The following is a 13,707-nucleotide window of genomic DNA, read 5'->3' on the forward strand; positions in this document are numbered from 1 at the left end:
CAATTTATCGGATGAACAAAATAGCTGTAAGGGTACTCTATTTTCTGCCGAGCTGATGTTACAGAGACCTGATACGGATCTCTTATCCCCGGAAAAGTGCGATGCTTTTATGCCAGTGCGCTAACGTTTGAACTGAACATTAACAGCACAAAAAAGACCGACCGATCAATGAATTGAACATGGCATGAGGAATACATGCCTAGACTGTCAGGTAGAAAATAGCTTACTTCCGGGCGCATCAACCGCAAGGTTGTGCGCCCGGAAGTATAACTAGGCCCTGGTAACCAATTTCTTGATTTTGGTTGTTAGTGTTCCCGTATTTGCTTGCCCTTCCTCGGCATAATAGCCGTATCCGTAGCCTCCATAGCCGTAACCATAGCCGTAACCCGCACCGTAGTTTACACCATTGAAGATGACTGCCAGGTTACTGAATCTACGTACGTGTTGAAGCTCTCCAATTCGTTTCAGGTGATCGAGAATCGTGTAATTGAAACGAACGATGTACAGCGTGGCATCTGCATGCTCAGCAATGAGTGCGGAGTCTGTCACCAAGCCATATGGAGGTGAGTCGATAAGAATATAATCGTATTGCGTTTTGAGCTCCTCGAGAAGGATAGGCAGTCGCCCGTTGCTTAGAAGCTCCGACGGGTTGGGAGGGATAGGACCGCTCGTAAGTACGTCGAATTTGGGGTGCACGCCTGTAGATTGGATGAATTCTTCCGGACGGCCTTGTCCGATCAGACAGTTAGATGCTCCAAACCGGTTTGTTACGCCCAATCGTTCATGTAACGTTGGTTTACGAAGATCCAATCCGATCAGGAGGACTCTCTTATCGGAATAGGCAAGACTGGCGGCGAGGTTAATACTCACAAAGCTCTTGCCTTCACCACCAATCGATGATGTGAACATGATTACCCGGCAAGTTCCGTCCCCAAGGTATTGGAGGTTGGTTCTGAGTGCCCTGAATTGCTCTGCTACGGCACTTCGACTGGTCATTTTTATGATAGCTTCCTCACCGGGAATAGTGGCGGCAAGGGCCTTCATTTGCCCAATTTCACCCAGAATTGCTGAGTGAGTAACTTTTTCAATCTCTTCTCTGCGTTGGACGGTGTTATTCAGCATAAAAAGCAGATTGATCAGCAGGATAGGAATAACCATCCCGGCAGCCCCGGCTCCAAGCCATATCAGGGATTTCTTCGGTTTAATCGGCTTGAAGCTTGAAATCGGCGCGTCTATCAACCGGCTATCGGTAACAGTAGATGCGTAAGCCAGCGCAGTTTCTTCCCGCTTCTGGAGTAGGTAAAGATAGAGTTCTTCCTTAATCGATTGCTGGCGCTTGATGCCGACAAATTCCCGTTCTTTTTTAGGTATACTCCGCAGCCCGGCTGAAAACCTAGTATTGATGCCTTCGAGGTTTCTTTTCGTTACGGCCATCCCACGCTTTAAGTTCTGCACGTTTTCGCGGATAGACTGTCTGGTGCCGGCAAGTTGTGTATTGATCGTCTCTAGGAGCGGGTTATTGGGCGAAGTTGTGCGGGCGTACCGTTCTCTTTGCAATTCGAGTTCATTGAATTTTGTCAAAAGAGAGACCAATACAGGGTCGTCGATCATATATGTTGCAGGAGCAACTGCACCTTCACCAGCATTCTGAATGTAATTATCAACGCTTTCCAGAATACTTATTTTTGTATTTACTTCGTTGAGCTTCGAATCGTTCTCTTTGATGTTTTCAAGAAATAATTGAGATTCTGCACTGATATCGGTAATTCCCTGATTGGTTTTGTAAGATTCGACATCTTTTTCTACGTCGCCGAGCTCACCAGTAATCAATCCAAGACGATTTTCGATGAATTTAAGTGTATTGCTTGCTTCGCTGTTTTTGTCGCTCAATGAAGACTGGACATAAACATCCAGTAACTTATTGAGCACGTCTTTTGAACGTTGTACATCGGAATCCTCGTAAATCAATTCAAGAACTGTACTTTTAACGTTTGGTTGTTCAACTGAAAGGCGGGTAAGCATATCTTCCGCAAGTTGTTTGACCTCAGTAAAGTGTAACTTCACATCTTTGTATTCAGAGTCAACTCCCTTGGTAACAATAAATGCTCCCCAGGCGTTGTTGAACCGCTGATTGAACGTAAATAGCTTTTCTTCATCATTGAACCTGAAGTGAGTGCTGTCTTCCACATGGATAACCATGGGTTCCTGATAACCGAATGGATTAATCACTTCCGCCTTTACGATAACAGGGCTTCTTTTGTACAGGTTAACAGTGCGCAAACCGTCCTTTGATGTGTAGGCAACATCAAGATTTAACTCTTTAATTACCTGCTCCATCAACGTTTGCGACTTGATGATCTCGAGCTCGTTTTCAACAAGCTTATTTCCGCCGAATTGAGAACTTAGCTCGGATAGGATGTCGCCTTGTGCCCCGCTTAGCCCTTTGTTTTCGTCCTTAATAAGGATGCTTGTCTTGGTGCTGTAAACGGGCTGGGTTGTCTGCAGGTAAAAAAACGCTGCTGTCAAGCAAAGGAAAACGAATATCGGAAACAGATACCAATACCTGAAGTATCGGGCGACGTATTCGTTGAAGTTGAAATCCTGTCCTTCCTCATCAAAAATATCTTGTGAAGAGGTGTTTGAGATGTTGTTTTTCATAACGTTGAGTGTAAGGAACTTTCTATTTACTAGCGGTGCTACTTTGTCAGATTGATTATTAAAATCCCCAGCGTGCTGATACCACCTACAACTGCTACGATGATAGGGACTGTTCTGATCCTGCTATCGGTATCTAGCATTCTTGCTTTGACGGGTTCGACATAAATGATATCGTTTTTATGAAGGTAGTAATAAGGCGAGTTGAACACATCTCTGGATGTAAGGTCCAGTCGTGCATATTCCCGTTTCCCGTTTTCCTCGCGGATGATCATTACATTACTTCTGTTACCATAAATAGTAAGGTCACCAGCCAAGCTCAGTACTTCGGGCAAAGTGATTTTTTCATCCGGAATAACGTAAACAGCCGGTAGTTTCACTTCTCCCAGCACCGATACTTTGAAGTTGAGGTTCCGGACAATTACCGAGGGCTCTTTGAGGAATTCCTTTAACCTGATCCGGATACTGTCGGCTGCATCGTTTGTGCGTAACCCAGAAACTTTCATTCTTCCCACCAATGGGATCTCAATATTACCGTCATGATCAACCAGATAACCCAGTGGTTGAACGCGAGCACCGCCCGTGCTTGAATAGTTGGTACTGGCCGTCGTAAACTGGTTAGGGGTATTAAAAACCTCGTTCGCTTCTGCATTCAAACTTCCAACAATGATTGAAAGCATGTCGCTTGGCTGAATCGTCGGGACATATTTTTGAGTAACCTCCTGCGAATAATATCTGGTTGAGTCTCCTTGGAAATATACAATCGATTTTGGTGACACGCATGACGTCATTCCTGCGATTGTCGCGAAAAAAATAATAGTGATTGTGGCTGCTAGTCCTGATTGACTGAAAGTGCGCATAACGATGTTGAGTATTGAGATAAAATTAGGTATGTATTAACTAATTGTTATAGAGCCTATTTCTGGGTGATACTTACTGGATATTCTTAATTCAACGGCTTGCGGCCGGGGCCTGGAATTTCGGAATTACCAATTGGAGCAATTTTTGCGATACTGGCAAATCTTAATATTTTACTATTCGGATGCTTTTTTGATATTTAATACAAATATAAAATAAATTCAATTATCGATGCTATTTTGATACAAGTTTTTCATTCTGGAATGGATATTTGGATAGCCAGCCGTTTTTGTCACATTTCGAAATCATATCGAGATGCCCCATCTTGTGGGCGTCGGATCCTAAAAAGCTCACTAACTGTTTTTCCAGTAACCAGTTGGCCATTTTCTGAACGTTGGGACCGTAGTAGGAGCTAAGCGATAAAACATTTACTTGCAATTCGCACCCTTGTGCTACCAGCTTTTGAAATACCTCAGGTTGCGAGTGGAAGTAGGTGTAACGCTCGGGATGGGCGAGGACCGGCTGGTATCCTTTTGCCAGGATTCCGAACAAAGTTTCGGAAGTATTCATCAGCGGCGTTGAATAAGGTAATTCAACGAGCAACCGCTTGCCAGGCAAAGTGAGTAGCTCTTCGCCTTTCGAGAGCATTTCAACGAAATGTTCGTCGATGAAATATTCGGCGGCCGCTTGTACATTGACTTCAATATTCGCGTCACGGCAGGCATCCCGAACTTGTTTTAAGCCTTGGCGTATGATGTCCGGAGTGTTTCTGTAGCAATCCCATATCACGTGCGGGGTGGTGATGATATGCGAGTATCCCAGCTCCTTCATCTTGAGGATCATTTCTATCGACTCCTCCACCGTTTCGACCCCATCGTCAATCCCCGGAATCAAATGGGAGTGAATATCGATCCCGATTCTGTCCAACTGAACTATTTCTGCGGTCTTACTTTTTCCGAATAACCAACTTAGCATATTGCAATTAAAACGTTTTGGAGAGCTTTATCTGGAATCCTGCAGAGTTATAAAGAAGCTTTCCATTGTCAAACGCCACTATCCCTGCTATCTTAAATCCATTCATTAACTCGCGATTTACTTCAAGCATTCCTGAAAATTGTCTTGTTGCTTTAAATATTCCATAAATTGGCTCAGTATGAATGGTACCGGTGGTATGGCCGACGAGGCTCGTTCCGAAGGTACCGTAATTGGTGGAGTAAGTAAGTTTAGTCATAATCCCCAGCGGCCCAGCTGAGCCTGCAAAGCCGAAATGGAAAGCAACGACCCGGTTGTTGGTGAAATAATCCATCGGGTATGTCGGCAAACCCTTTCTCATATCCCGTCGATTGGTAATTAGTGGTGTGCCCAGTCCTACGGTTTGATAAGACCATCCTTCCTTGTATAGATAATTGTTATAATAGTCTTCATCACCGGAAGGAGTAATCTTAGACCCTGCCTCTCCTCCCTGGTTCTTGGTGTAAAGGAATTCGAACAGTAGCTTGTTCCACTTTACTTTACCTGTGCTGATGGTTTTGTTGATGATGCTCAGTCCGTGAAGCCCGTCTTTTACGTTGGAAAGGTGGGCAAGCCCCCCGACTTCATAAAAGGTCTGGCGGTAGGCGAGCAGCTTCACGTTTTTGAAATCGTACTCAAAACCGACGTCGATTGATCCCATATGGTTGCCTACCTTGCTGGAGTTCCAGACCTTTCCGAAAATCACATATTCGTAAGTCTCCAACCCGCGAAGCTCGAATCTGTTTTTACCAAATGTTTTCTCCGACCACACATACTTCTCATCCCCAAAAAACACCTGATGATTAAATCCTCCATACAATTTGAATCTGGCTGCCGGCTTACCCAGCCGTACGTAAAGCGACTTTTGGTGAAATTGCGTGGTCGTCATGTTCGTGTCTCCATATTGCACCGGCGTCTTGCCGACCCAGCCGTGAGCGAAGTTGCCCTTAAATGCCACAAAACGTCCCAAAAATGGGATCGGATAATACTCGGGTATCGAAATCTGAACCTTTGGGATGCCCAGCGCATTGCCGGATATCGCATAGTTTCCCGAGGTCAGCAGGGTGTCGGATAATCCCATTACTTCCTTGATCCGGCCGCCTTGCAACTGAAATATACCTATGCGGAGTTTGCCGTAGCCTTCAATGAGTGTCAGGTTGGAACCTTTCCCGGCGTTGCCACGAACTTGTAGAGATGCTCCCCAGTCGACGAGTTTGGTCTTGGAGGTGTCATAGTCTACGCGGGCGCTGCCGATCAGGCTTGCCGAAGGTCCTGACAATGGGACACTTCCGAATTGATTGGAACGCATCCAGAAGGGAACCTGGTCATTAGAAGTAAAGCCGGCCTGACCTTCCAGACCAAATCGAACGTATGGAAATTGGGCCTGGGCGTTAAGGAGGGGTGTTGTGCACAAAAGTGCAATCAGGATTTTCTTCATGTTTTACGTTGAGTACAAGCAAAGTTACTGACTCCGATCAATTATCCAACCATTGAAGGAATGCAGTTTGAATTATTCCTTGAACAATCCGTTTGGCGTCAAAATGATTTTGCCAGTTTCGTAATTACTCCCACAGAGGAGGGTAACACATCGCCGGCGTCAAGAGCCGCCGCCAATCCTAAACTAAAATCGTGCCTGAATACTTTGCGAGCTTCCAGGTAACCGGAAAATTGCGAACGTTTACCAAATGCCTTTCCGGTCGAAAATGTTCCGTAATTCGTTGAGTATGTTAGCTTAAGAAGTGCTGACCATGATTTGGAGTTTGCCGAGGCAGCACCGTGAAATGCCAGCAGACGGTTGTTGATGAAGTATTCCCGCTCATTTCTGGGAAGCTCGCTCTTGCCGTCCAAAGTGGTGGTGATCAGGGGAGTTCCGAGTACGTTACCGTAATAAGACCAGCCTTTGCGGTATATATAATTATTATAATAATCCTCGTAACCCAGCAGCCCAAGCCGCTTCACGGCATCTGCTGCCTGATTTTTGGTATAAACTGCTTCAAATGTCACCTTTTTCAACCGAAACCGCTCATCAGCAGGGGCTTTGGTTGTAAAACTTATTCCATTTAGTCCATCGGCTGCATTGGCCAGGTGTTTGAGGCCGTCTTTGTCGTAAAAGCTCTGACGGTAGAGCATAATGGTTAACGACCCGGTGTCGTAGGTAAGACCGAGATCCACGGAGCCCAGGTGGTTTCCGACCTGGGAGTATTCAAAGCGCTTGCTGAGCACGACGTAGCTGTATTCTTCCCAGCGCGAAAGTGTAAACTCATTTTTTGAGAAAATAGACTTGTTGTTTCCCCACTGCACGTTGTCGTTCAGGCCTGCGAAAACTTTGAGTTTTGAAGTCGGCGTTCCGAAACGCAGGTAAAGGGATTTTTGATGCAGGTATGTTCTGGCTTCATCCACTTGTCGATAGGGGAATTGGATTGCCAGGGTACCCATCCAGCCATGTGCGTAGCTTCCCTTGACAGCGATAAACCTTTTGAGTATTGGAATGGCGTAAAATTCGGGCACGGAGAGCTCTACTTTGGGGATACCCAGGGCATTACCCGAGACGGAGAAACTGCCGGAAGTCAACAATGTGTCGGTCAGCCCGATGGTTTCGCGAAAACGGCCGCCACGTATTTGAAAGGCGCCGAGCCGCACTTTTCCGTATCCCTGAATGAGTAGTGCTTTCACGCTGCTGCCTGCATTCAAGCGGCCTTCCAATCCTGCGCCCCAATCGAAGAACTTGTCGCGTGAAGGGGCAAATACTTTTTCAGACCTGACGATGAAGCTCGCCGAACCACCCTCCAATGGAGTACTTCCGTATTGATTGCTCCGCATCCAGAACGGCACCACATCATTTGTTGTGACCGATCCCTGCGCTTCAAGGTTTAATTTATACAGTGATCCCTGCGCAAAGGTCAAATGAGAGAATAATACAAAAAGAAATGGTAATAGGCTTATTTTCATGCATATAACGTTGAGCTTAACCAAATATAAGGAACAACGTTACATTTCAATGATCGGTCAAACTAATTTTATAGAGGATTTTACTAAATGATAATATAGTTCCCAACAGGTGACTTACCGCCCGGCGAGCGTCTCCTGATGCCGCCACAAGTCCTGGAATGCCGGGCTGTTCCGGTGAAGATGATCAAATGTTCCTTCGTCGATCAGGTAGCCATCGCGGAGGATGTATACGTAATCGAACTTGGTGAGCAAATGTAGCCGGTGGAGTGTCGACACGACGGCTTTGCCACTGAATTCGGCAAACATTTTATCATAAATCGCCGATTCGGTTTTCGGGTCGATACTGCTGGTCGGCTCATCGAGCAGCACAATGTCGCTCGTGCGTGCTGCGAGGATGCCGCGTGCGAGCGCGAGGCGTTGCTTCTGGCCACCCGAGAGGTTTACACCCTTTTCCTGGATGCTGGATTCGAGGCGTCTCGGTAGCTTTTCGACTACCTCTGCGAAATGGGCAGTTTCGCAAACCTGCATAATGTCGTCTTCTTCGAATGGCAACCCGAGGGTAATGTTGTAGGCAATGGTATTTTCAAAAATCTCGGGGTCCTGCGGAAAGAGCGTCACCTGGTCAGCAAGCATTTCAATGGCTGCTTCGTACCGGCCGTCGACGGTTACTTTCACGTCCTTTTCAGGTTGATACAAACCTCTTAGCAAGGCAAGCAGCGTACTTTTCCCGCTACCGCTTTCGCCGATGAAAGCGATGCGCTGGCCGCGGCGAACGCGGATATCGAGCCCGTGGAGGCTGTGGGCCTGTTTTTCCGCATCGTAGACTTCGCCATGGGAGAAATTCAGATTGCTGATGTGGATTTCCTGCCAGTTTTCCGGAAGGTCACCGGCCTCGTCGATGCGGTGATGCTCGCGATAGGCCTCGCCGATGGCCCGGGCAGTTTGTACTTCGGTGTTGTAGCGGATGATCTCGGTGTATTGCCAGGCAATGTCCTGAAATACTGAGGTAAACTGGTTGACATAACTCAGCAGCGTAACCAGCCCGCCGACCAGGAACACTTCGCCCGGCACATAATGCTGGTAGACGTAGCCGATGGTTACTACAATGTAGATGATCGCAATAAACACGCTTGCCACAAACCACTTCCATTCGTTAATCGACACCGATCGCCGGAAAGGAGGAAATACGTCGGCTACCTTGCTCATCAAACTGATTTTCATCCGTTTTTCAAGCCTTAGTGTGATGACGGTGATGATATTGGAAAGGCTGTCAAACAGTGTAGAGGAAACAATGTGCTCTTTCTCGTTGGATTCGTCGAGCGCCTTAATGAAGGGCTTATCAAATTTAAAAATCACATACACATTGATAACACCAATGAGTACGCCCACCGCGCCAAACAGGGGGGAGAACCAGATAATCGCGACGAAGGAAAATATGAATTTGGCAAATGCGTGCAGGAACATGAAGCCGTTCTGAAAGAAGTCCTTCAATGCTTCGTATGCCTTACGTATGCGGTTGATGGTCGCGCCGCTGTGGTGGTCCTGGTGCCAGCGAATAGGTAAATGCAACGCCTGGTGATACAATTCGTCGAGAAAATTGCGGCTCAGGTCGAATGCCAGTTTACGTTCCATCACGCGTGCGGGCCCGTGGAACGCCCATTCGAGCAGGATCAGGCCCAGGTATGCGCCCCCGTACACCCACACGTTGCGTAAGGTGCCCTCTGCATCCTGTTGGATGGATTGGATAAACCAGCCATAAAGCAGCGGATGCGCCGCCAGTACGAGGTTGGCCATCACAAACATTCCATACACGAGCAGGTAGCGGCTGCGTTGCTGCCGGGCATAGCGCCAGGCCGTAGCGAGCAGGGACAAATAGGGATTCTTCATGCTAAAAATCAGTGGTTGCAGGAACGACGGAACGTCCCCCGGCTCACTAAACCACAAAATGCATTCGAAGGTTGCCTCCCGGTCGGTAAACTTTGCGTGAAGAATCAGTAGTTTTTAGGAGTTTGCGGTTTAGTTACACGTTGACCGATTTTGACAAACCAACCTTTTTGAACTACCAAACCGGAATTTTATGAAAAGATTAATGCACGTTTTTTGCAGCGCTGTTTTGCTGAGCATTGCCCTTGGAATTTCTGCACACGCACAGGACGGCTGGATCAGCCTGTTCAACGGAAAAGACTTTACCGGTTGGAAAATCGGTGCGAATGCCGGTTCCTTCACGATCGAGGATGGCACCATTAAAGTGGCCGGGCCGCGGGCGCACCTTTTTTATGAAGGGCCGGTTAAAAACCACATGTTCAAAAACTTTGAATTTAGGGCACAGGTTAAGACTACGCCGGGCTCGAACTCTGGTATTTTCATCCATACTACTTACCAGGAAGATGGCTGGCCGGCGGTAGGTTACGAAGTGCAGGTTAACCAGTCGCATACAGACTACAAGCGCACCGGTAGCCTTTACAATGTGATCGACGTAAAAGATACTTACGTGAAAGACAATGAATGGTATACCGAGTATATCAAAGTGGAAGGCAAGCACATTACTATTAAAATCAACGACAAGGTAGTGGTAGATTATGAGGAAACCGGCGTTGACAAACGTGAGGGCGAGATGAAGAATAGATTCCTGAAACAAGGTACATTTGCATTGCAGGCGCACGACCCCAAGAGTGTGGTGTACTACAAAGACATCCAGGTAAGACCGCTAACCGAATAACCCACATTGCTTCCGATGGAAGAAGAAGTTCATTTCGAATCGATGTTGGAACGCTTCCCCAAAAAGGGAGGCGAATTTTATATGATAGTGCCCGATGAGGTAGCTGCGCAATTCGTCGAAGGACGTAAGCCCGCGCGTGTGCGCTGCGTGATCAACGGCCAGGTGCATTTCCAGTGCGCGATCCGTTCGAAGGGTGGGGGAGGCTTTTATATTAATGTAGCCACTCAGCTTCGTCAGCAGGGTAAGCTGGTGTTAGGCCAGAAACTGCACGCGACTGTTCGAAAAGACGACAGTGAGTATGGCAGGGATATGCCAGAGGAATTGCAGGAATTGCTGGCGCAGGATGAAGAAGCGAAGCGGCTATTTGAAAATGCCAAACCGGTGAACCAACGGGCTATTATCCACTATATTGCCAGCGCCAAATCGGTCCAGGTAAGGATTGACCGCTCCATTATGATGACGGACCGCCTTAAAGCTGGACGTATTGTGTAAAGAAGTGTCAGACGTTGTCAGGAATAGTCAAGTGTAGTGAAGTATTGTCACTGATTGTCAGGAGTAGTGAAGTGTGGTTAGGAATTGTCACTGATTGTCACGAGTAGTCAGGTGTAGTCATGAATTATTTTCCTCTCAATACATGACTACACTTGACAATATTTGACTACGAATGACAACGCCTGACTACAAATGATAAGACTTGACCAAAAAACATCATTCATCGCGGTTAGAGACATTCCGGTACTGGCTCGGAGAAATGCCTTCGGATTTACGGAATTGCCGGCCGAAGTAATTCAAATCAGAGAACCCCAGCTGATAGCAGATGTCGGAAATGCTATCCTTGGTGTGCGACAGGAGCTGTTTTGCCTTTTTAATCTTTTCCCGCAATATAAAATCCAGAGGGCTGATGCTGAACTCGCGTTTGAACGCGCGGTAGAACGACGCCCGGCTCATGCAAGCCTTCTCGCTCAGGTCTTCTACCTGGATCTTTTCATTGATATTGGCTTTGATATAATTCACAACAAATGCCAGCGGATTGTCTTCGTGTTGGTAGGAGGCATCGTCGGTGGCGGCAAGGTGTTGTGTCTGGATAATATGTACAATGAGCTCCTGCAACGTCAGATCAGCGAGAATGTCTTTACCTAACGCTGAGCCGGAACAGATTTTAATCAGTTTGTTGAGCGTCTGTGCCAGTTCGATGTTATTGAGGAAATGATACTGGTTATGCTGCAAGGACCAGAACTGCTGCCGGCCTTCGCGGGGATAGGTCTCGCTGAGGCGGTCTACGATCTGCTGGATTTTCATCTGGTCGATGGCCAGGGCAATGCATTGGGTGGGATTGTCGCGCTGAGCCTCGGGGAAGTCGATTTTCATCGTCACATTCGCAGGTACCAGCACCGTTTCTCCGGGAAGGTAATCAAATCCTGGCTGGTCGAACAAATGCATGACTTTTTTGCCCCGCAGCATGCTGGTCACTACAAAATCCGGGAAAGTAAGCGGCACAAGTGCCGAAGGTTGCAAAGTTTCAAACAGGTTCAACTCGCAGTTTTCCAGCGTGAATGCCCTGCGGTTCTCCACCAACGTTTTCAACGATTTCTCCCCCGAAACCGCCACCTGATCCAATCTGAAACCCGCTGCCATTGTTTTCTTTTGTTTTAAACCTCAACATCTCTTACAGCTCCCACACGCTTCACCACAACTCAACATCAATACAAACTCGTGACAATACCTGACTATCAATGTCCATCTATGACTATGCCTGACTACAAGTGACAATCCTTGCTACGCCGGCCACCCTTACTCCTTCGTCCTTTCTTCCATCCTCCCACTAATCCATTTAAATATAACTCTTTTTCGAAAAAATGAGATAATTATCCTAACACTTGACACGATCGTACCAATGATTAACGCCCGGCGAAGCTAGGTTTGTATTGTTAATCATTTCTAAATATAACCTTTAATCATGGATACGATCACCGAAAAACCGGCAGTTGAAAGTAAGGCTTACAGCAGCGAAAATCTGGCTAAACGGCCTGATTTTAAGGAAAAATATGACAACTATATCAACGGCCAATTTGTCGCGCCGGCCAAAGGCGAGTACTTCGAAAATATTTCACCTATTGACGGGCAGGTATTCACCAAAGCCGCCCGCTCAACGAAAGAGGATATAGAAGCGGCACTCGACGCGGCGCATGCTGCGTTTCCGGCCTGGAGTAAAACTTCCGCCACCAATCGCAGCAACCTGCTTCTGAAAATTGCGCAGGTAATAGAAGATAACCTCGAATACCTCGCGATCGTCGAAACCATTGATAATGGAAAGGCCATCCGCGAAACCCGCGCAGCCGACCTCCCACTTTGCGTCGACCATTTCCGCTACTTCGCCGGCGTGATCCGCGCCGAGGAAGGCAGCATTTCAGAGCATGACGAAAATACGGTTTGCATTAACCTGCACGAGCCACTGGGTGTGGTGGCGCAGATCATCCCCTGGAACTTTCCGCTCCTGATGGCAACCTGGAAAATCGCGCCGGCACTGGCGGCGGGTAACTGCGTGGTGGTCAAACCGGCCGAGCAGACGCCTACTTCTATTATGATACTCATGGAGTTGATCGGGGACATTCTGCCTGCCGGCGTGCTCAATATTGTTACCGGTTTTGGTGTAGAAGCCGGTAAACCGCTCGCATCGTCGCCACGCGTGGCCAAGGTCGCATTTACGGGTGAAACCACTACTGGACGGCTTATTATGCAGTACGCTTCCGACAACCTCGTGCCGGTGACGATGGAGCTGGGCGGTAAATCGCCTAATATTTTCTTCCCGTCGGTGATGGATGAAGATGATGCTTTCCTGGACAAAGCCATCGAAGGTGCCGTGCTATTTGCATTGAACCAGGGCGAGGTTTGCACCTGTCCGTCGCGGATGCTGGTGCATGAAAGCATTTACGACAAGTTCATCGAAAGAGTAATTCAACGCACAAAGGCGATCAAAATGGGGCATCCGCTCGACGGTACCACCATGATGGGCGCGCAGGCTTCGAACGATCAATACGAGAAGATTTTGTCTTACCTGAAAATAGGCAAGGAAGAAGGCGCGGAAGTACTCACCGGCGGAGATGCGCAGACTTTCGAAAACGGCATTTCGGGAGGTTACTACATTCAGCCTACGATTTTTAAAGGCCATAACAAAATGCGGATTTTCCAGGAGGAGATTTTCGGTCCGGTAGTGTGCGTGACCACTTTCAAAACCACCGAGGAGGCTATTGCGATTGCTAATGATACATTGTATGGGTTAGGTGCGGGCGTGTGGACGCGCGACGCGCATGAGCTTTACCAGGTACCACGGGCGATCCTGGCGGGTAGGGTGTGGGTGAATAACTACCACGCCTATCCCGCCCACGCTCCGTTCGGTGGCTACAAAAAGTCGGGTTTTGGCAGGGAAAACCACAAAATGATGTTGGGCTACTACCGCCAGACCAAGAACATGCTGATTTCGTACGACAAGAACAAGCTGGGATTTTTCTGAGGAT

At 47.6% G+C, this 13,707-nt stretch carries 10 protein-coding genes; 3 read left to right on the top strand and 7 right to left on the bottom strand.

Annotated features, from left to right (window positions below):
- Positions 1–270: 270 nt before the first annotated feature.
- The 6 genes from J7619_RS27045 to J7619_RS27070 form a co-directional block, all read right to left on the bottom strand.
- Positions 271–2,658 (bottom strand): polysaccharide biosynthesis tyrosine autokinase, encoded by a 2,388-nt coding sequence (locus tag J7619_RS27045; RefSeq protein WP_291206498.1) that lies wholly within the window; start codon positions 2,656–2,658, stop codon positions 271–273.
- A gap of 38 nt (positions 2,659–2,696) precedes the next feature.
- A complete protein-coding gene (locus J7619_RS27050) occupies positions 2,697–3,446 on the bottom strand; it encodes a polysaccharide biosynthesis/export family protein (protein WP_409012771.1) in 750 nt (249 codons plus the stop codon).
- Between the two features lie 301 nt (positions 3,447–3,747).
- Positions 3,748–4,488 (bottom strand): tyrosine-protein phosphatase, encoded by a 741-nt coding sequence (locus tag J7619_RS27055; protein ID WP_291206504.1) that lies wholly within the window; start codon positions 4,486–4,488, stop codon positions 3,748–3,750.
- A gap of 7 nt (positions 4,489–4,495) precedes the next feature.
- Positions 4,496–5,962, bottom strand: a complete 1,467-nt coding sequence (locus J7619_RS27060) for a capsule assembly Wzi family protein (RefSeq protein ID WP_291206507.1) — start codon at positions 5,960–5,962, stop codon at positions 4,496–4,498.
- 98 nt (positions 5,963–6,060) lie between these two features.
- Positions 6,061–7,473, bottom strand: a complete 1,413-nt coding sequence (locus tag J7619_RS27065; RefSeq protein ID WP_291206510.1) for a capsule assembly Wzi family protein — start codon at positions 7,471–7,473, stop codon at positions 6,061–6,063.
- 114 nt (positions 7,474–7,587) lie between these two features.
- On the bottom strand, positions 7,588–9,360 hold the full coding sequence (locus tag J7619_RS27070) for an ABC transporter ATP-binding protein (RefSeq protein WP_291206513.1): 1,773 nt from the start codon (positions 9,358–9,360) through the stop codon (positions 7,588–7,590).
- Positions 9,361–9,550: 190 nt separating this feature from the next.
- Between J7619_RS27070 and J7619_RS27075 the strand changes: the two genes are divergently transcribed.
- Both J7619_RS27075 and J7619_RS27080 read left to right on the top strand, forming a co-directional pair.
- Positions 9,551–10,192 (top strand): DUF1080 domain-containing protein, encoded by a 642-nt coding sequence (locus J7619_RS27075; RefSeq protein ID WP_291206516.1) that lies wholly within the window; start codon positions 9,551–9,553, stop codon positions 10,190–10,192.
- Between the two features lie 15 nt (positions 10,193–10,207).
- Positions 10,208–10,684 (top strand): YdeI/OmpD-associated family protein, encoded by a 477-nt coding sequence (locus J7619_RS27080; RefSeq protein ID WP_291206518.1) that lies wholly within the window; start codon positions 10,208–10,210, stop codon positions 10,682–10,684.
- Between the two features lie 216 nt (positions 10,685–10,900).
- Here J7619_RS27080 and J7619_RS27085 read toward each other — a convergent pair whose 3' ends face one another.
- A complete protein-coding gene (locus J7619_RS27085; RefSeq protein ID WP_291206521.1) occupies positions 10,901–11,827 on the bottom strand; it encodes an AraC family transcriptional regulator in 927 nt (308 codons plus the stop codon).
- 322 nt (positions 11,828–12,149) lie between these two features.
- On the opposite strand from J7619_RS27085, the gene J7619_RS27090 reads away from it, so the two are divergent.
- Entirely contained in the window at positions 12,150–13,703 is a 1,554-nt protein-coding gene (locus J7619_RS27090) for an aldehyde dehydrogenase family protein (protein ID WP_291206524.1), read from the top strand.
- Positions 13,704–13,707 lie beyond the last annotated feature (4 nt).

This window comes from Dyadobacter sp. (assembly GCF_017744695.1).
Classification (GTDB): Bacteria; Bacteroidota; Bacteroidia; order Cytophagales; family Spirosomataceae; genus Dyadobacter.

Excerpts from the sequence above, each read along its gene's own strand:
- J7619_RS27060 (WP_291206507.1), bottom strand. The coding sequence starts at position 5,962 with ATGAAGAAAATCCTGATTGCACTTTTGTGCACAACACCCCTCCTTAAC.
- J7619_RS27050 (WP_409012771.1), bottom strand. The coding sequence starts at position 3,446 with ATGACGTCATGCGTGTCACCAAAATCGATTGTATATTTCCAAGGAGAC.
- J7619_RS27075 (WP_291206516.1), top strand. The coding sequence starts at position 9,551 with ATGAAAAGATTAATGCACGTTTTTTGCAGCGCTGTTTTGCTGAGCATT.
- J7619_RS27085 (WP_291206521.1), bottom strand. The coding sequence starts at position 11,827 with ATGGCAGCGGGTTTCAGATTGGATCAGGTGGCGGTTTCGGGGGAGAAA.
- J7619_RS27055 (WP_291206504.1), bottom strand. The coding sequence starts at position 4,488 with ATGCTAAGTTGGTTATTCGGAAAAAGTAAGACCGCAGAAATAGTTCAG.
- J7619_RS27065 (WP_291206510.1), bottom strand. The coding sequence starts at position 7,473 with ATGAAAATAAGCCTATTACCATTTCTTTTTGTATTATTCTCTCATTTG.
- J7619_RS27080 (WP_291206518.1), top strand. The coding sequence starts at position 10,208 with ATGGAAGAAGAAGTTCATTTCGAATCGATGTTGGAACGCTTCCCCAAA.
- J7619_RS27045 (WP_291206498.1), bottom strand. The coding sequence starts at position 2,658 with ATGAAAAACAACATCTCAAACACCTCTTCACAAGATATTTTTGATGAG.
- J7619_RS27090 (WP_291206524.1), top strand. The coding sequence starts at position 12,150 with ATGGATACGATCACCGAAAAACCGGCAGTTGAAAGTAAGGCTTACAGC.
- J7619_RS27070 (WP_291206513.1), bottom strand. The coding sequence starts at position 9,360 with ATGAAGAATCCCTATTTGTCCCTGCTCGCTACGGCCTGGCGCTATGCC.